The sequence below is a fragment of the Pseudobutyrivibrio xylanivorans DSM 14809 genome (assembly GCF_900141825.1).
Lineage (GTDB): Bacteria > Bacillota > Clostridia > Lachnospirales > Lachnospiraceae > Pseudobutyrivibrio > Pseudobutyrivibrio xylanivorans.
The window spans coordinates 25,183-45,215 of sequence record NZ_FQYQ01000016.1 but is presented as its reverse complement, the minus strand read 5'-3'; the positions used below and the strand labels follow the sequence as shown (position 1 = coordinate 45,215).

Below are 20,033 nucleotides of genomic sequence, written 5' to 3'. Positions count from 1 at the left end.
ATTTTATGGCAGAACATGATTTTCAAAATGCAATCGCTAAAATCAAGGTTCCTATGCTTATTCTGGATCAAAAATGGCACAGACTTTTCGCTTTAGGTGGCAAACCTGAAGATGTAAAAGAGCTTGAGAATAAGGAAAATGAGCTTCTCAAAAGAGATGCAGAGCTTAAGAAGGAACTAAAAGATTTAAAGAAGGTCAAAGAAAGTCTTATGGCTTCTGTAATGGAAAATATGGAAGGTACGTCAGATTTAGTTTCAAAGAAACTTGATGATGACAAAAGACTTTTAGAGGAGTGCAATGAGAGAATCGCTGCCGCTGAGGACGAGCAGAAAGAGTTACCAGCTCAGACAGATGAGGTTAATAGAGAGCTTATGATGGCGACAATGGATTATTGTTACGATAAGCTTAGAACTAACTCTACTGAAGCCGAAGAAATCACCAACTGGATTAAAGATATCAGAGTTCAGCTCAAGAAAAATGTTATTAGAAAACATAATCGTGAGATTAACAATAAAGAGATTTATTCCTACATGCATGATGTTTTCGGCATGGAGGTTTTAAACCTTTTTGATATGCAAAACGGAGATTTTTATATCGGTATAGCTGATGATAAGATTTCAGATGGTCATACAAAAAAATCTTCAGAGGAAGAGGCTGCCGATTTATCTAAAGTAGATTTAGAGGAAATTGATCTTGATGCGGTTTCAAAAGAGACAAAAGAGTCTGAAGAGGCGCAAACAGAGAACAGTTCAGACGAATCTGAATAATCTATGAATTTTAAAGACTAAGCTATATAAAGTTTAGTCTTTTTTTTACTGTTATGGTAAAATATTAGACATGGAAATTATAGTTTTTGAAAGGAGAACCTAATGGAAGACGGGGCGAATCCCTATGTTTTTATAATTATTCTAGCTATTCTTGTTATAGTCGAGTTAATAGCAATTATTATTTTATATCGTAAATCTAAGCAGGAGAATGTTACAGAAGAAGATGTTATATCCCTTGTAAACGAGGGGCATGAAGATGGTAACATTTTGGCTTCAGAAGCTGCTATGATTCAGAATATCTTTGAATTTTCTGACACAGATGTTAAAGATATCATGACTCATCGCAAAAATATAGTTGCTATTGATGGTGAACTTACCTTAAGAGAGGCAATTTCATTTATCAATGATAACAATATGAGCCGATATCCTGTGTATTTGGAGGATTTAGATAATATTATTGGCATCTTACATATCAAAGACATTCTTACTTACTTCGATAAGGATGTAGATAATGTAAAGATTAAAGATCTTCAGGATTTAATGTCTGTTGCTGAATTTGTACCAGAAACACACGGTATAAACACCTTGTTTGCCAAAATGCAAACTAAAAAACGTCACATGGTCATCGTTATGGATGAATACGGACAGGTGTCAGGAATTTTATCCCTTGAGGATATATTGGAAGAAATTGTTGGAAATATAGAGGATGAGCATGATGAGGAAGAGGCTTCCATTGAGGTGCGTACTGCCGATTCATTTATGATGGATGGAAGCACCACTTTGGAAGAAGTAGAAGAAATCCTTGGAATGAATCTTTCAGAGGATTATGAGACTCTTAATGGATATTTAATTTCTCTGTTAGGAAAAATTCCAGAAGACGGCTCAAATTTCAAATTAGAGGACAATAATTTTACATATTATGTAAAAAATGTATCAGAAAAGGTTATCGGTCAAGTGTATGTTCGTCGTAAAAGCCACATTGAATAACACATTGTTATTTGATATAATTTTTTGAGATTTAAAATAAGAAAAGAGGTATATAGATATATGTCAGGACATTCAAAATTTGCTAATATTAAGCACAAAAAAGAAAAGAATGATGCTGCAAAGGGTAAGATTTTTACAATTATCGGTCGTGAGATTGCCGTAGCAGTTAAGGAAGGCGGTCCAGATCCTAATAATAATTCAAAGCTTCGTGATGTTATTGCAAAGGCAAAGGCTAACAACGTTCCTAATGCTACAATCGAAAGTGGTATTAAGAAGGCTGCTGGTAATGCTGACGCTGTAAACTATGAGTCAGTTACTTATGAAGGATACGGTCCTAATGGTACAGCTATTATCGTAGACTGTCTTACAGATAACCGTAACCGTACAGCGGCTAATGTACGTAACGCATTTACTAAGGGTGGTGGAAGCATCGGTACTCCTGGTTGCGTGTCATTTATGTTTGATAATAGAGGACAGATTATCGTTTCTAAGGAAGAGTGCTCTATGGAAGCTGATGATTTAATGATGGTTGCTCTTGATGCCGGTGCAGAGGATTTCTCAGAGGAAGAAGATTGTTTTGAAATCTACACAACTCCAGAGGATTTTTCTAAGGTAAGAGAAGCTCTTGAGGCTGAAAATATTCCTATGGCTGACGCTGAGGTTACAATGATTCCTCAGACATATGTTGAGCTTACAGATGAGCAGGATTTATATAAGATCAACAAGATTCTTGATCTTCTTGATGAAGATGATGATGTACAGAACGTATATCATAACTGGGATGAATAATTAAATATAAGTTGCGGGGTTAATAACATGAACAAAATTTTATTTGCGTCTAGTGAATGCGTACCATTTGTAAAGACCGGAGGTTTGGCTGACGTTTGTGGTGCACTGCCAAAGGAATTTTGTAAGGATTATTTTGATGTCAGAGTGGTTTTACCATACTATACATTCATTCCTGAAAAGTATAAAAAGGATTTCAGATACCTTACTAGTTTTCAAATGAATATGGGTCCACTTGTTGGCACAAAATATGTTGGTGTTTTTGAGTATGAATTAGATGGTGTTACTTTTTACTTTATAGACAATCATGATTATTTTGATTGTTTCTATCCTTATTCAGAGGATAGATGGGACCTTGAAAAGTTTATTTTCTTTGATAAGGCTGTTCTTTCAATGCTTCCACTTATTGGATATCAGCCTAATCTTATTCATTGCCATGACTGGCAGACTGGATTCATTCCAGTATATTTGAAGACAGATTTCCAGGGAGATCAGTTCTTCTGGGGTATGAAATCTGTTATGACTATTCATAACCTTAAGTTTCAGGGTATGTGGGATACTAAGACTGTTTCTGGTATCTCTGGTCTTCCTATTGATTTATTTACTCCAGATAAGTTGGAATATAAAAAATGCGGAAATATGCTTAAGGGTGGATTGGTATACGCAGACTATATAACTACAGTATCATCAAACTATTGTGATGAAATCCAGACACCATATTACGGTGAAGGATTAGATGGCCTTCTTAGAGCACGTCATTATGATATGCAGGGTATCGTAAATGGAATCGATAATGGTGTATATAATCCTGCTACAGATTCTAAGATTTATAAAAATTACGATGTTACTACATTTAGAAAGAATAAAAAGATTAATAAGACTAAGCTTCAGCAAGAGTTGGGCTTGGATGTTGATCCTAAGAAGTACATGATTGGTCTTATTTCAAGACTTACCGATCAAAAGGGGCTTGATCTTATTAATTACTGTATCGAAGGAATCGTAGATGATTTCACACAGTTAGTAGTTATTGGTACTGGTGAATCTAAATATGAAAACATGTTTAGACATTATGCATGGAAGTATCCTGAGAAGATTTCAGCTAACATAAGCTATGATGATGCGATGGCACACAGACTTTATGCTGCCGCTGATGCATTTTTGATGCCATCAAGGTTCGAGCCTTGCGGATTAACACAGCTAATTTCTTTCAGATATGGAACTGTACCAATTGTTCGTGAGACAGGTGGTTTAAAAGATACAGTAGAAGCATACAATGAATACATGAAGACAGGAGACGGCTTCTCTTTTGCTAATTACAATGGAGATGAACTTCTTAACACTGTTAACTACAGTAAATTTGTATTCTTTGATAAAAAAGCTCAGTGGAATAAAATGATTGAGCGTGGTATGAACAAAAATTATTCTTGGTCCGTACAAAAGGAAAAATACGAAAATATTTACAACTATCTTATTGGTTGATAAATAAAATCTAAAAAAGAGAATAGTAAATCTATTCTCTTTTTGGTGATTTGAAGAATAATTGGATGAGGTTTTAATTTGGCAGTAAAAGGGAAGAATAATTCTAGAAAAAAATCTAATACTAGATCAAGGACTGGGAGCTCATCTAAAAGAGCTTCTATCAAGAAAAAGACTACTAGAAAAGCAAAAGATGAAGTAGAATTTGAAGATCCATTTTTTGAGGATTCTTCCAAGGAGATTATTTTATGGTCTTCTATAGCACTTTGTATTTTGCTTTGTATAAGTAATTTTGGACTTGGTGGAGTTGCTGGTAATGCTGTTGCCGATTTCCTTTTCGGTGTTTTTGGCATTATTCAGTATATCCTACCTTTCATGGTTGCTTTTTCAGCATTTTTTATAATTTCAAATTATGGTAATAAAGTGGCAATTGCAAAAGTAATTGCTGGTTTTGTTTTGCTTTTGTTTATCAGTGCTTTCATAGAATTAATACTTAATGGACAAAATATATTACGACCTATCGACGCCTTTTATTATGCTAAAGAAAAGCATTATGGCGGCGGATTAATTGGGGGAAGTATTGTTTTTGGTATTAATGATAGTTTCGGCCTGTTTGGTGCATATCTAATAGTTCTTATAGCAATGATTGTATGTACCATTATTATTATTGAACGTTTTGCCTTCGACAGAGTACAGCAGTCGTCAAGATATCATGCGGACAGAGCGGCTGAAAAGCGCAGGATTCGAAGAGAGCGCCAGCTCATGGAAAGAGAAGCTAATCAGACGCGATTTAATAACGATAGAAAAGCAATTATAGATAAAATCCAACAGGATAAAGAAGCCGAGCTTCAGCAGATGAAGCAGACTGAAGGAAATCGTCGAGACAGAAGGTTTTCAGGTGTAACATCAAACACTACACTTATGCCAGACTACACAGAAGCTGCAATGGGTGCAGATGGTGTCAATGAGATAAGGTTTAATCTTGCAGCTGGCGAAGAAGATATGGAAATCACTAAGACCAGCAGACATCGCCTAAAGGCTGGAGACAAACGTTCTAAGAGCGCTCACGCCTTTAAAGAAAATGAACCTGTTGTACAGGAGGTTATCCCAGAGGACGTTCCGCTTAACAATCCAGGTGAGCCTAAAAAGAGAGGTATTTCCTTTAAGGGGGCTGCTCTTATGGAAGCTGAACAGGAGGCTACTAACCTTAGACCGGAGCAGGAAGCAGAGCCTGTACGTCGTACAAAAGCCTCTGTTGCAAGCGCAGACGAAATTGAAAATTCTTCAGAGAGCTTAAGAGCCTCAATTGATGAGGATAAAAAGAAACCTAAGAAGCCATATAGATATCCTCCACTTACTCTTCTTAAAGATGCTAAGAAGAATGGAGGCGATTCAAAAGAGTATCTTACTGAGATGGCCAATAAGCTGGAGACAGCTTTGGGAAGCTTTGGCGTTCAAGCAAAAGTTACCGAAGTTACATTGGGACCATCTGTTACCAGATATGAGCTGGAAATAGCAGTGGGCACAAGAGTTTCAAAGGTTGTAAATCTTGCTGATGATATCAAGCTTAGCCTTGCTGTCACGGACGTACGTATTGAAGCGCCAATTCCTGGCAAATCAGCTATTGGTATTGAGGTACCTAACAAAGTTAAATCAATGGTTGGATTTAAAGAGCTTGTTTCATCCAAGGACTTTAAAAATGCCAAATCAAAGATTTCATTCTGCGTAGGTAAAGATATTGCAGGAAGTGTAATAGTTGGCAATATTGAGAAGATGCCTCACTTGCTTATTGCCGGTGCTACAGGTTCCGGAAAATCAGTATGTATAAATACAATTATTATGAGTATGCTTTATCATGCAAGCCCAGATGATGTAAAGATGATTATGGTTGACCCAAAAATGGTAGAGCTCTCTGTATATAATGGCATTCCACATTTGTTACTGCCTGTTATTACAGACCCTAAAAAGGCCGCAGGAGCATTACATTGGGCTGTAAAAGAGATGACAGATCGATATGAGCTCCTTGCTATGGCAGGAGTTAGAAATATCGAGGGCTTTAATGAAAAGGTTGAAACCAATTCATTACCTGATGAAGTTCCTGAAAACAGACGAGATAAAATGCCTAAGATAGTAATAATCCTCGATGAGGTTGCTGATCTTATGATGGTTGCAGCTGCTGACGTAGAAGATTCTATTGTACGTCTGGCACAGCTTGCCCGTGCTGCAGGTATCCATTTGATTATTGCTACTCAAAAACCTACTGTAAATGTTATTACAGGTTTGATTAAGGCAAACGTTCCATCCAGAATTGCCTTTTCTGTATCCAGTGGAAATGATTCCCGTGTTATTCTTGATATGAATGGTGCGGAAGACTTGCTGGGTAATGGTGATATGCTTTATTATCCTCAGAATCTATCTAAACCAGTTAGAATTCAGGGAGCATTTGTAAGTGATGATGAAGTCAGTGCCGTTGTTGATTTCCTCAAGAACAACAACGATCCTGCAGAAGATAATTCAGAAATAGAAGCTCAAATTCAAAACTCTGAGACAAGTTCAGGCTCAGTAAGTATTTCTGGCGAACCGGATAATTCAAGAGATCCGTTATTTGCCGAGGCTGGACGTCTTGTTATAGAAAATCAAAAGGGCTCAATTGGCTACCTGCAAAGAAATTTCAGGATAGGCTTTAACAGAGCAGCCCGCATTATGGATCAATTGGCAGAAGCCGGTGTAGTTGGTCCGGAAATGGGTACTAAGCCTAGAGAGATTCGTATGGCAATATCAGAGTTTGAAGAACTAATAAATGCATAGTAAAGGGAGTTTGTAAATGAAGTCAGACATTCAAATCGCACAGGAAGCAAAGATGGTTCACATTAAGGAGGTTGCTTCATCCTTAAATATTCAGGAGGATGACCTTGAGCTTTACGGCAAGTATAAAGCAAAATTCTCAGATGAACTGTTAAGCAAAATTGAAAGCAACAAGAACGGTAAGCTTGTTCTTGTAACAGCTATCAATCCTACACCAGCTGGTGAAGGAAAAACCACTACATCAGTTGGTCTTGGTCAGGCCATGGGCGTTCTTGGAAAGAAAGCCTGCCTTGCTCTTAGAGAACCATCGTTAGGTCCATGTTTTGGTATCAAAGGTGGTGCTGCAGGTGGCGGATATGCCCAGGTAGTTCCTATGGAGGATTTAAATCTTCATTTTACTGGAGATTTCCATGCTATTACATCTGCTAATAATTTACTTGCAGCAATGCTTGATAATCACATTCAGCAGGGTAATACTCTTGGAATTGACCCACGTCAAATAGTGTGGAAGAGATGTCTTGACATGAATGACAGAGCTCTTAGAAATATAGTTGTAGGTTTGGGATCAAAAATGGATGGAATGGTTCGTGAAGATCATTTCGTTATTACTGTTGCATCAGAAATCATGGCTATCCTTTGTCTTGCTGACGATATGCACGATTTAAAGAAAAGACTTGGAAGAATCATCGTAGCATATTCCTTCGATGGCAAGCCAGTTACAGCTGATGATTTACAGGCAACTGGTGCCATGGCAGCACTTCTCAAAGATGCCCTTAAGCCAAACCTTATTCAGACACTTGAGCATACACCAGCTATTGTTCATGGTGGACCATTTGCAAATATTGCACATGGATGTAACTCAGTTCGTGCTACAAAGGCTTCGATGAAGCTTGCTGATATCACAATTACTGAGGCTGGATTCGGTGCCGATCTTGGCGCAGAGAAATTCTTTGATATTAAATGTAGAATGGCTGGTCTTAAGCCAGATGCAGTAGTCCTTGTTGCTACAGTTCGTGCCCTTAAATATAACGGTGGCGTTCCTAAAGCAGAGCTTACTACTGAAAATCTCGATGCTTTAAAGAAAGGTATTGTTAACCTTGAAAAGCACATTGAAAACTTACAGAAGTACGGTGTACCTGTAGTAGTTACACTTAATTCTTTTGTTACAGATACTCAAGCTGAAACAGATTTCGTTCGTGACTTCTGTCAGGAAAGAGGCTGCGAATTTGCTCTTTCTGAAGTTTGGGAAAAAGGTGGAGAAGGCGGCGTTGAGCTTGCGAAGAAGGTTCTTTATGTTCTTGAGAATAAAGAAAGCAACTTCAAGCCACTTTACGAAGATTCTTTATCACTTAAAGATAAAATCAAAACAGTTGCTACAGAGATTTATGGAGCAGATGATGTTACATATTCTCCAGCTGCTGAAAAAGAACTTAAGAGAATCGAAGAGCTTGGCATGGGAGATTTCCCTGTGTGTATGGCTAAGACACAATATTCTCTTTCAGATGATCAGACAAAACTTGGCAGACCAGAAGGCTTTAACGTTAACGTAAGAGAAGTATATGCTTCTGCAGGCGCAGGTTTTGTTGTAGCAGTAACTGGTAGTATAATGACTATGCCAGGACTTCCAAAACAGCCAGCTGCTAATAATATAGACGTTACAGACGACGGAGTAATTACAGGACTTTTCTAATATGAATTGTAAAAAATGCGGAGCTGAAATTGAATCAGGATTTTTATACTGCCCAAAATGTGGGGAGTCTATTCAGCTTGTGCCAAATTACGATGTAGTAGAAGAAGAGCTTCTTTCAAGAGTTGTTGAAGACAAGGATAAGGCTAAGAATAATCGATTTGCTACAGGTGTTTATAAACCAATTGCAGTTGAAAATAATAAGCAACAGCAAACCGATAAGAAAATTGAAAGTCCTAGTGCTTTAAGCAGAAATAAAGATTTTTTTATTAAGCTTTTAGTATTTCTTGGTATTGTAGTATTAGGTCTTATTATCATAATTCCATTATTAGGAAGTCACTCTTATGATAATGTTATGAATAGTGCTATTAAAGCTGAGAGTGATTCTCAATATGCGAAGGCTTTAGGATATTATAGTGAAGCATATGAAATAGATAATACTTCTTTCGAGGCGGTATATGGCCTTGGAAGAATGTATTACAAAGTAAAGGAATACGATAAAGCGATAGAATATCTTACAATCGCTTTAGAGCAGGATAGCGCTAATAAAAAGATATACAGTTACCTTTTAGATTCATATTCTGAGTTAGGAGATGTTGACAGTATTTACAAGCTCCAAAGCAAGGCTCCAAATCAGGAGATATTAGCTTTATTTGATGGTTACGTCGTTTCACCACCTGAATTTAGTGATTTAGGCGGTGATTATGATGAAGATGTTTATCTTGTTTTAACTAGTAGTGGAGATGATCAAATTTTCTATACTTTAGACGGCAAGAATCCAACAACATCTGGAAAGCTTTTTTCAAAGACAATTAAACTTGAAGAGGGAGTTACGGAAGTGAAAGCCGTATCGCTGAGTTCATCTGGCGAGTATTCCGAAGTAGTGAGCGAAACATATAATATTGTTTATGCTACTCTTAATACACCAGAAGTTAGCCCTAAGGCTGGCACATATACTCAGCAGGAGTATATTACTATTACAGTGCCTGATGGATGTAAAGCTTATTATACTTGGGATGGTACAGATCCAAGTCAGCTAGGTATATTATACACAGAGCCTTTCCCTATATTAAAAGGGGCTAGTGTTCTTTCTGTGGTAATTATCGATAGTAAAGGAAACAACAGTCCTTTATATCGTGGGGATTATATTTATAATCCTTGATATTGTTCACAATATTTTCACATTTAACACTTTATTTGTACATAATTTATTAGTATTATAAGCCTATCTCATTTAGAGATACATTTTTCATAACATTATTCTCCCTTTTAAAAGGCACGTCACCGCAGGCGTGCCTTTTTATTTTATCTATAGTTTATATAAACCACTAAATCTATGTGATTCTATTGTTAAATCCTACTAAATGTTCTAAAATATAATGCATGAATGTAAAAATTCTTTGCGTGGGAAAAATCAAAGAAAAGTTCTATAGAGACGCTATAGATGAATATGTAAAACGTCTTTCCAAATACTGTTCAGTTACTGTTACAGAGGTGCCTGATGAGAAAACATCTGAGAACGCATCCGACACAGAAATTGACATAGTAAAAGATAAAGAGGGGGAAAGGCTTTTAAAACATATAAATGAAAGAGATTATGTTATAGCCTTGGCTATCCTGGGAAAGCAGATGGATTCTGTTGCTTTTTCTAAATTTATCGAGGATTTAGGCATACAAGGTAAAAGCTCGCTTGTTTTTGTCATTGGCGGTTCATTGGGACTTTCTGATAATGTACTTAAGAGATCAGATTTTCAAATATCATTTTCTAAAATGACTTTCCCACACCAGCTAATGAGAGTTATTTTATCAGAGCAAATTTATAGGGCTATGCGTATTATGAAAAACGAGCCTTATCATAAATAAAGAATAGAGGTATTTTTCTATGAGAATGTACGATTTAATTGAAAAGAAAAAACTTGGGCAGGAGCTCTCAACAGAAGAGATTTATCATATTATTGATGGATACACAAAGGGAGAAATCCCAGATTACCAGATTTCAGCTCTTTTAATGGCAATTTATTTCAATGGTATGAATGTAAGAGAACGTTATGACCTTACTATGGCCATGCGTGATTCTGGAGATATACTTGATTTATCTTCAATTGATGGCGTTAAAATTGATAAACATTCTACAGGTGGTGTAGGAGACAAGGTTACACTTGTATTAGGTCCTATTATTGCATCTATAGGTGTTCCTGTAGCAAAAATGAGCGGTCGAGGACTTGGTCATACTGGTGGTACTATTGATAAGCTTGAAGCTTTTCCTGGATTTAATGCTGAGCTTGCAGATGAGCAGTTCATCAAACAGGTAAATAGCATTAAAATAGCAGTTACAGGTCAGTCTAAGAATTTGGCTCCAGCTGATAAAAAGCTTTATGCCCTTAGAGACGTTACTGCTACTGTTGATGAGATTTCACTTATCACTGGTTCTATTATGTCTAAGAAGCTTGCAGCCGGCACAGATGCTATCGTTTTGGATGTAACTGTAGGTGACGGTGCATTTATGAAAAATAAGGAGTCTGCTCTTGAGCTTGCAAAGTCAATGGTAGATATCGGAAAGAGAGCTAACAAGAAGATTGCCGCTGTACTTACAAACATGGATGAACCTTTAGGCTTTGCAGTTGGTAATGATTTAGAGGTTATTGAGGCTATTGAAGCATTAAATGGCAATGGTCCAGAAGATTTAATGACTGTAGTATATGAGCTTGGTTCTCAGATGATTGTATTCTCAGGAATCGAGACAGATAAAACTAAGGCTAAAGAACTCATGAAGGAAGCTATCGCATCAGGTAAGGCCTTTGATAAATTTGTTGAGTTTATCGACGCCCAAGGCGGTGATTCTTCATTCGCAAAAGACACAAAGAAATTTAAGCCAGCTTCACATATCGTACCTGTAAACGCAGAGACAGATGGTTATGTTCATGCTATTAAGGCTGAGGCTATTGGTCTTGCTTCAATGTCACTTGGTGGTGGCCGCGAAACATTTGATGATGTTATCGATATGGCTGTTGGTATTGTATTAAATAAAAAGGTTGGAGACGAAATCAAAAAAGGTGAGCCTATTTGCTATATTCATGCAAATGATCAGGCTAAAATTGCACATGCAGAAGAGATGATTAGAAACGCAACAGTAATCTCTCCTGAGAAGTGCAATCACATGGATTTGATTATTGATATTGTAGAATAATATGGATGAATTTACTTTAAATATCAGTATTCCCTCTGACCATATAGATAATATATTTGGTCAGTTTGACAGAAATATTAAGTCAATTGAAAACGGCATGAATATCTCTTTTATTTTGAGAGATGATGCCATCAAACTTATTGGTAACAGAGAAAGAGTAGAGCACGGTAAAATCATTATTGATGAGCTTCTTGCTCTGTCAGAAAAAGGGAATATTATTACAGCACAGGATGTAAATTACGTTATGTCTATTGAAAAAGAAAAAATAGAAAGTCACGATGTGTCAGAGGCAAGAGGTGAGATCATTTGTCATACCACCACAGGTAAGCCTGTAGCGCCTAAGACACTTGGTCAAAAGAAATATGTAGATGCCATTAGCAATAATATGATTGTTTTTGGTGTAGGACCAGCAGGAACTGGTAAAACGTATCTTGCCATGGCCAAAGCGATTACTGCTTTTAAAAATGAGGAAGTATCAAGAATTATTCTTACTCGTCCAGCTATAGAGGCAGGAGAGAAGCTTGGATTTCTTCCAGGTGATCTCCAGAGTAAGGTTGATCCTTATCTAAGACCATTATACGATGCGCTCTACCAAATAATGGGTGCTGAGGCATTCCAGCGAAATATGGAAAAGGGTCTTATAGAGGTTGCGCCTCTTGCATACATGCGAGGTAGAACTCTTGATAATTCTTTCATTATCCTTGATGAAGCGCAGAATACAACACCTGCTCAGATGAAGATGTTCCTTACAAGAATTGGTTTTGGTTCTAAAGCAGTTATCACAGGAGATCAGACCCAGAAGGATTTACCTAACGGTCAAAAATCTGGTCTCGATGACGCCATGAAGGTTCTAAAAAACATTGATGATATTAAGATTTGTACATTGGATTCAAAGGACGTTGTAAGACATCCTCTTGTACAAAAGATTGTTAATGCATATGAAACACACGAGAAAAAACTAGAAAGTAAAAATAAAAGGGCAAAATAAAGGGTAGAATAATGAAACACACCAATAGGTTCTCTTCAATTAGGATTGGATACACCATTGGAATGGCATTGATTTTCATTATTGCAAATACGGTATTGTGCTTATTAAATGCCGTGCTTATAGATAAATTTATCTGCATAATGGGAATTAATGTATGCTTCTTCTTGTTATTTGTTTTACTTCTTATCAGAAAAAGATTAGAAGGAGCTCTTCCAGAGTTTAACTATATAACATATGGGAAAATTACTTTTGTAATTTTGCTCACATGGATTATTACATTTCTGTGTGCGCTATTTTCACCCGATTTTTTTGCTCCATTCATATTGTTACCTATTGTTTGTAAAACAGTGTTTGATGACAGTTTATCAAATGTATTAAGTCTTTATTTAGTAATAGTAACGTCAATTTGTTTGGATTATAGTATTTTTATAGTATTGTGTTACGTTACATTAGTTGCCTTCGGAAATGTGTTTGCTCAGCTTTTCAAAGAAAAAGAAGGCCTTGAAAGACTATATATCTTAATACTTATATTTGCTGTCACCACAGTTGTTTCCATTATTTTTTACTACTTTAATTATTTGGAATTATCTCTATCGATTCTATTCTTCGGTTTAGTTGATGGTTTTGTTGCAAGTGCTTTTACGGTTGCATTGGTACCATTATTCAAAACCTACGTAGATAATTCACAACATAATAATTACGAAATGTTTCTTAGTCAGGATTACACACTGGTTCAGGATATAAGAAATTTTTCATTTATCGAGTATCAGCATGCCAGCAGAGTATCCATTTTATCTCGTAAGTGTGCTGAAGCTATTAATGCCAATTCAGAGTTAGCCGCTTGCGGCGGATTTTACTACAGACTTGGTAAAATAGAGGGCGAACCAATGATAGATAACGCTCTCAAAATTGCTAATGACTATTGCTTTCCAAGTGATGTAATTCAGATTCTAGCTGAATACGGAGGAATCATTTATTTACCTAGCACAAAAGAATCCGCCATAGTACATATGGTAGATTCAGTAGTTACTAAGGTAGAACTATTTGATAAAGATGCAATGAGCAGCACCTGGAATCAAAATATGGTTATTTACCAAACAATCAATGAGTTATCACAGAAAGGTTTTTACGATAATTCAACTCTTTCTATGAATCAGTTTTTGGTTATTAGAAATATTTTAGCTAACGAGGACATTTTAGCATGACAATTTTTATTGAAACTGAATGTGATTTTAATTTCGATTTTGATTATGAGAAAATTGCAAAGGATGTTGTTAACACAGCTATCGAACATCTTGATTTTCCATACGAAGCAGAAATTAGTATTACAATTACTGATAATGACGGAATTCAAGCTATTAATAAAGAATTTCGTAATATAGACGCTCCTACAGATGTTCTTTCATTTCCAATGATTGAATATTCGGAGCCAGGCGTTTTTGATGACATCGAAAACGATGATGACTTATTTAATCCTGAGACAGGAGAAGTTATTCTTGGAGATATAGTTCTTTCAGTACCTAGAATCTTATCGCAGGCTGAAGAATACGGTCATTCCGTGCTCCGTGAGTACGCTTTTCTTATAGCCCATAGTATGTTACATTTATTTGGGTTTGATCACATGACAGAGGCAGACGCGGCTGTTATGGAAGAAAAACAAAGAGAGATTTTGGATATACTTAAAATATCTCGAAACTAAGAAAAGGAGACACTAATCTATGAAGAAAAGAGTAGTATCTGCAATGCTTATTCTTACTATGGCTATGTCTTTAGTAGCATGTGGTAAGAAAGATGAAGAAATTCCTGCTGCTGATGTTGAAGATACAGCAACAGTTGCGGAGGAACAGGAAAATGTTGAGGTTCTTGATGAATCAGCAGCATTTTGGGATCAGGTATCAGAGGACGGAAGAGTTCGAAGCTACCTTAATGGCGAATGGGTTGATCCAAAATATGGAAGACAGCGTCCAGTCGCAGTAATGATTGAAAACACAAAGGCTTGTTTACCTCAATATGGTATCGGAAATGCAGGTGTAATTTACGAATGTGTTGTTGAAGGTGGAATCACTCGTATGATGGCAATCTTTGACGACTATACTGGCCTTGAACAGATTGGTAACGTTCGTAGTGCAAGACCTTATTATGTATATTTTGCAAGTGAGTATGATGCAGTTTATATGCATGCAGGTGGTAACCCAGCAGCATTTGAGCTTATCGATGGTGGCCTTGTTCAGAACCTTAACGCACTTAAGCTTGAAGGAAAGAAGGGTAGCGCTGCAACATACAGAACTGGTAAGAGTGAGCATACTTTATACACTAACTCTGATGGTATCGGAATTGGTCTTGAAAAGATGAAGTATGATATGACATTACCTGCAAACTACGAACCACATTTCAAATTTGCCCAGAATGGTAACAACCTTGAAAATGGTCAGGATTGTCAGGCTATTCAGATGTACTACTACACAAATAAACCTTATTGGATTTATAACGAGGATGATGGTTTATACTACAGATATGAGTTCAACCAGAAGCAGGTAGATGCTACAACTGGTAAGCAGCTCACAGCTAAAAACATCATTATTGAAGATGTTGCATGGTGGATTTATCAGGGGTCTGAGTATCTTGGATACTTACTTTCATACAACACAGGTACAGGTAAGTACATCACAAATGGAAAGATGATTGACATCGCGTGGTCAAAGGATGGCGATAGCGATATCACTCATTACTATGACTTAGCTACTGGTGAGGAAATCCAGTTAAACATTGGTACAACCTGGATTCAGGCTTGCCAGCATGATTACAGCGACGAGAATGTATTCTACGCAGACAAAAACGATTTTAGTAAGGCAAAATAATTAATATATGACTACGAGAAACAAACGTAGCGATACCAAATTCCTGATGCAGGGGTCAATCCTTGCTATGGCATCAATTATCAGCCGTATTGTGGGACTCATTTACAGAGTCCCACTTACGGCTACTATTGGTAAAACAGGTAATGATTACTATGGTACCGCTTATGAAATTTATAACATAATATTGCTTATATCTTCTTACAGCATACCTCTTGCAGTTTCAAAATTGGTATCAGCAAGAATGGCTAAAGGGCACGTAAAGGACGCAAACAAGGTTTTGCACGGAGCCCTTCTTTTTGCGTTTATAACCGGTGGTAGTGCTTCATTGATAGTATTCTTTGGGGCTGAATTTTTCACAGGTTCACTTTTAAAGACACCACTTTCTGCAATAGCATTAAAGGTGCTTGCGCCTACACTTTTAGTAGTTGCTATACTCGGTGTATTCAGGGGCTTTTTTCAGGGGCTTGGCACAATGATTCCAAGTGCTATTTCACAGATAGGAGAGCAAATCGTAAATGCGATAGTCTCTGTTGTGGCAGCAAATATTCTATTTAGTTATGGAAAGAAAGTTGGCGGTGTTTTAGGAAATGTTAAAGGCTATGCTGCGGCATATGGTGCAGCCGGAGGAACACTTGGCACGTCTACAGGTGCAGCTTTCGCTTTAATATTTGTTATGTTTATCTATTTCGCTTTTAAAAAAGTCTTTAAAAAGATGATGCAGAAAGATAAACATCGTAATTCAGAAGGATATAACGAGATTATGTCCGCATTAATTTTGACAATAATACCTGTGCTTTTAAGTACAACGGTTTACAATATTAGCTCAATTATTGATCAGGGTATATTTAAGAACTTCGCACTTTATCAAGGACATGATGCTAATGCAATTAGTGAGAGTTGGGGTGTATTTACTGGTCAGTATAAGGTACTTATAAATGTACCTTTAGCTATTGCATCTGCTATGGCGGCATCTACAGTTCCAAGTCTTACAGCGGCATTCCATTCAAATGATGATGCTCTTGTAAAAAAGCAGATAAATATGGCTAATCGTTTTGTAATGGTTATCGCATTTCCATGTTGTGTTGGTATGATGGTACTAGCTTCACCAATTATGCAGCTATTATTTAACGATACAGAAAAATCATCTGGACTTATGCTGATGATTGGTGGATGTTCGATTATCTTCTATTCTTTGTCTACACTTTCAAATGGTATATTACAAGGATTAGATAAGATGACCATTCCAGTTAAAAATGCACTTATAGCACTAGTTGCTCATGTGGCATTTTTGTTCTTGTTAATGGAAGTATTCGACTTACACATTTACGCTGTAATTATCGCAAATGCGTTTTATGCACTTCTTATGTGCTTCCTTAATCAATCAGCAGTACTTAAGTATTCTGGAGCCAGAATTGATATCAAAAAAGTATTTCTTGCACCTTTAGAAGCAAGTGCTCTTATGGGTGTAATAGTATACCTGGTATACAGACTTCTTTATGGTTTGGTTTCACTTAATGCATCTTCAAATGTAGCAAACTTTGTTGCATGTGTGGTTTCTATAATTGCAGGTGTAATTGTATACTTTGTTTCTATGCTTTTATTTAAGGGCGTGGATGAGGAAACATTAATGAAATTCCCAGGTGGAACTAAGCTTTGTAGTATTGCTTATAGCTTACATTTATTGAGGTAAACTTATGGATAACAACGAAAAGCTTTACGATGTCTGTATAGTTGGTGCTGGATTTTCTGGACTTGTTCTTGCAATTAAGCTTGCAAGAGCAGGTCTTTTGGTCTGTTTAGCAGAACTTAACAGGGTGGTTGGCAGACGTATTCTTTCAACAGGTAATGGTAGATGCAATTTTACAAATAATCGCATGGGCGAAGAGTACTACTATAGCCAACATGATCTTTCATTTATCGAAGATAAACACTTGGATTTAATATCATTTCTTAGAGAGCTTGGTATTATCGAAAGAGATTTTGATGGGTACTATTATCCAATTACAAACCAGGCTAAGACTGTAAGAGATGCATTGGAAAATGAAATAAATGCCCTTGGAATAGATGTATTTTTAGATAATCGTGTCACTGACATTTCAAAAAATGATGTTTTTACAGTTACCACACACAGAAATGTTTTGAAGGCAAAAAAGGTTTGCGTATCTTCAGGTGGACTTTCAGCTGCAACACTTGGTTCATCTAAATTTGGATATAAGATGGCTACAAAATTTAAGATGAAGGTTACTAAGCTTGCGCCAGCATTAGTTGGTGTGGTTTCAACGGATATCTGTCTTAAAGATTTGGCTGGTGTAAGAGCACTAGGTATGGTTTCATACCAGAATGCATCCTGTGAAGGTGAGATTCAGTTTAATAAGGACGGTATTTCAGGTTATCCTGTTATGTGCATCAGCCGTTATATAGGTTTCGATGAGCTTGATAAAAAGCTTTCTAATATCTCTATAGATTTCATTTATTTTATGACTGATGAAGAACTTAAAGACGAGCTAAAAAATAGATTTAAACATAATGAGAATGCTACTATTTTAGCTGCTTTAAACGGTCTTTCAAATGAAAAGGTCATTCAGACTGTTGTGAGCTATGCCCGAATATATGGAGATACAGTTGTTTCAAAGCTTGATGATGAGGACATGGATAATCTTGTATATTACTTCAAACATTTTTCAATTTCCTTAGAAGGTACAAAGGGATTTGATAATTCTCAGGTAACAGCCGGCGGAGTTGATTTGGATGGAATAGAATTAGACACAATGGAATCCAAAAATTGTAAGGGGCTTTACTTTACCGGCGAGGTACTTGATGTAGATGGTATTTGTGGTGGTTATAATCTTACATGGGCTTACCTTTCAGCTTCAAAAGCTGCAAAGGCCATTATTAAAGAGGTGTAAATGATTAAAATTGACCAGCTGAAGCTTGATATTTCAGCAAATGAAAAACAAATAATTAGTGGAATTGCAAAGAAGCTTAGAGTAAATGAAAAGGACATTAGAGACTATCAGATTTTAAAGCGTTCAATTGACGCAAGAAAAAAGCCTGATTTGTTTTTCGTTTATTCTGTTGCGGTTACCTTAGATAAAGTGTTGGAGTCTAAGGTCTTAAAAAAATGCACTAAAGATAATAACGTAAATACATATAAACCAAAGGTATATTCTATTCCATCAGCAAATAATACTTCTACAAGACCTATTGTTGTTGGTGCTGGTCCAGCAGGTCTTTTTGCTGCCTACGTATTTGCGATAAACAATATGAATCCTATAGTTTTTGAACGTGGTAAAAAGGTTGATGACAGAACAAAGGATATCTTAAAGTTCTGGGAGACCGGCGTTTTAAATACAGCTTCAAATGTTCAATTTGGAGAGGGTGGTGCAGGAACTTTTTCAGACGGAAAGCTCAACACTCTTGTTAACGACAAGCTAGGAAGAAATAAATTTGTATTAGAAACCTTTGTTAAGTTTGGTGCTCCTTCTAATATTTTATACGACGGCAAACCACACATAGGTACGGATATTTTAAAGCAAGTTATTGCTAATATGCGAAACGAGATTATCAGCCTTGGCGGAGAATTCCATTTCGATTCTCAGGTAGATAGTTTTGTAATCGAAGATAATAAAATAAAAGGTGTTATTTCAAAGGGCGAGACCTATTACAGCGATTCAGTAGTACTTGCAATTGGACATAGTGCCAGAGACACCTTTAAAACACTTTATGAGCTTGGTTTTGATATGGAAGCAAAGGATTTTGCTGTTGGATTTAGAATTGAGCATCCTCAAGCAATGATTTCCGAGACTATGTACGGGCCACAGTTTAACAAGCTTGAGCCTGCTCCATATAAGCTTGCTCATAATCTTGAAAATGGACGTGGTGTATATTCATTCTGTATGTGTCCAGGTGGCTTTGTTGTAAATTCTTCTTCCGAAGAAAACCGTTTGGTAGTTAATGGAATGAGTTATTCAAAGCGAGACAGCCATAATGCTAACAGTGCCATTGTCGTTTCAGTTGGAGCAACAGAATTTGATAAAAGTAATCCACTTGCAGGAATTGAATTCCAGCGACAGATAGAGGGTAAAGCCTTTAGCATTGCTGGAGGATTAATTCCACAGCAGCTTTACGGAGATTTCAAAGATAATCGTTTATCGAATGCATATGGCGATTTTTCTTCAGAAACAAAAGGAAAAACAGCCTTTGGACTTCTTTCTGAGATATTTTCTCAGGAAATTAACCAATCTATTATTGACGCAATGGGTCATTTTGGTACTAAAATAAAGGGATTCGATAGATATGATGCTATTCTTTCCGGTGTTGAGAGTCGAACCTCCTCACCAGTAAGAATTAATAGAGATGAGCAGTTCCAATCCAACATCAGAGGATTATATCCTTGTGGAGAAGGAGCTGGATTTGCAGGCGGTATCACATCAGCAGCCATGGATGGACTTAAGGTGGCTGAAGCAGTGATAGCAAATCAGAATTAATAGAA

General features: G+C 36.7%; 16 protein-coding genes. All 16 read left to right on the top strand.

All coding sequences use genetic code 11. The features are described from left to right. The first annotated feature begins 5 nt into the window (after window positions 1-5). The 16 genes from BUA88_RS11230 (at window position 6) to BUA88_RS16180 (ending at window position 20,028) form a co-directional block, all read left to right on the top strand. Window positions 6-767, top strand: a complete 762-nt coding sequence (locus BUA88_RS11230; RefSeq protein WP_072918000.1) for a hypothetical protein — start codon at window positions 6-8, stop codon at window positions 765-767. Window positions 768-869: 102 nt separating this feature from the next. Then, window positions 870-1,754: a hemolysin family protein gene (locus tag BUA88_RS11225; protein ID WP_072917998.1), complete on the top strand. Its 885-nt coding sequence runs from the start codon at window positions 870-872 to the stop codon at window positions 1,752-1,754. Window positions 1,755-1,814: 60 nt separating this feature from the next. Continuing rightward, complete coding sequence (locus BUA88_RS11220; RefSeq protein ID WP_028247040.1) at window positions 1,815-2,543, top strand: YebC/PmpR family DNA-binding transcriptional regulator; 729 nt, start codon at window positions 1,815-1,817, stop codon at window positions 2,541-2,543. A gap of 27 nt (window positions 2,544-2,570) precedes the next feature. After that, window positions 2,571-4,019 (top strand): glycogen synthase, encoded by a 1,449-nt coding sequence (locus BUA88_RS11215; protein WP_072917996.1) that lies wholly within the window; start codon window positions 2,571-2,573, stop codon window positions 4,017-4,019. 78 nt (window positions 4,020-4,097) lie between these two features. After that, on the top strand, window positions 4,098-6,824 hold the full coding sequence (locus tag BUA88_RS11210) for an FtsK/SpoIIIE family DNA translocase (protein WP_083572500.1): 2,727 nt from the start codon (window positions 4,098-4,100) through the stop codon (window positions 6,822-6,824). A gap of 16 nt (window positions 6,825-6,840) precedes the next feature. Continuing rightward, window positions 6,841-8,511, top strand: a complete 1,671-nt coding sequence (locus tag BUA88_RS11205; protein WP_072917993.1) for a formate--tetrahydrofolate ligase — start codon at window positions 6,841-6,843, stop codon at window positions 8,509-8,511. 1 nt (window position 8,512) lies between these two features. Continuing rightward, on the top strand, window positions 8,513-9,670 hold the full coding sequence (locus BUA88_RS11200) for a chitobiase/beta-hexosaminidase C-terminal domain-containing protein (protein WP_072917990.1): 1,158 nt from the start codon (window positions 8,513-8,515) through the stop codon (window positions 9,668-9,670). A gap of 221 nt (window positions 9,671-9,891) precedes the next feature. Beyond that, window positions 9,892-10,371, top strand: a complete 480-nt coding sequence (gene rlmH / locus BUA88_RS11195) for a 23S rRNA (pseudouridine(1915)-N(3))-methyltransferase RlmH (RefSeq protein WP_072917987.1) — start codon at window positions 9,892-9,894, stop codon at window positions 10,369-10,371. A 19-nt stretch (window positions 10,372-10,390) separates the two neighbouring features. Beyond that, complete coding sequence (locus tag BUA88_RS11190; protein WP_072917984.1) at window positions 10,391-11,695, top strand: pyrimidine-nucleoside phosphorylase; 1,305 nt, start codon at window positions 10,391-10,393, stop codon at window positions 11,693-11,695. Window position 11,696: 1 nt separating this feature from the next. Continuing rightward, the gene (locus BUA88_RS11185) at window positions 11,697-12,683 is read left to right on the top strand and encodes a PhoH family protein (RefSeq protein ID WP_072917981.1); all 987 of its coding nucleotides are present in this window, start codon (window positions 11,697-11,699) and stop codon (window positions 12,681-12,683) included. Between the two features lie 11 nt (window positions 12,684-12,694). Then, window positions 12,695-13,888, top strand: coding sequence for a hypothetical protein (locus tag BUA88_RS11180; protein ID WP_072917978.1), 1,194 nt, complete (start codon window positions 12,695-12,697; stop codon window positions 13,886-13,888). Next, window positions 13,885-14,382: an rRNA maturation RNase YbeY gene (gene ybeY / locus BUA88_RS11175; protein WP_072917976.1), complete on the top strand. Its 498-nt coding sequence runs from the start codon at window positions 13,885-13,887 to the stop codon at window positions 14,380-14,382. The genes BUA88_RS11180 and ybeY overlap by 4 nt, the downstream gene beginning before the upstream one ends. Before the next feature lie 19 nt (window positions 14,383-14,401). Further along, window positions 14,402-15,541, top strand: a complete 1,140-nt coding sequence (locus BUA88_RS11170; RefSeq protein WP_072917973.1) for a DUF3048 domain-containing protein — start codon at window positions 14,402-14,404, stop codon at window positions 15,539-15,541. Between the two features lie 7 nt (window positions 15,542-15,548). Further along, a complete protein-coding gene (locus tag BUA88_RS11165; protein WP_072917970.1) occupies window positions 15,549-17,231 on the top strand; it encodes a putative polysaccharide biosynthesis protein in 1,683 nt (560 codons plus the stop codon). 4 nt (window positions 17,232-17,235) lie between these two features. Beyond that, the gene (locus BUA88_RS11160) at window positions 17,236-18,447 is read left to right on the top strand and encodes an aminoacetone oxidase family FAD-binding enzyme (protein ID WP_072917967.1); all 1,212 of its coding nucleotides are present in this window, start codon (window positions 17,236-17,238) and stop codon (window positions 18,445-18,447) included. Further along, a complete protein-coding gene (locus BUA88_RS16180; protein ID WP_072917964.1) occupies window positions 18,448-20,028 on the top strand; it encodes an NAD(P)/FAD-dependent oxidoreductase in 1,581 nt (526 codons plus the stop codon). Window positions 20,029-20,033 lie beyond the last annotated feature (5 nt).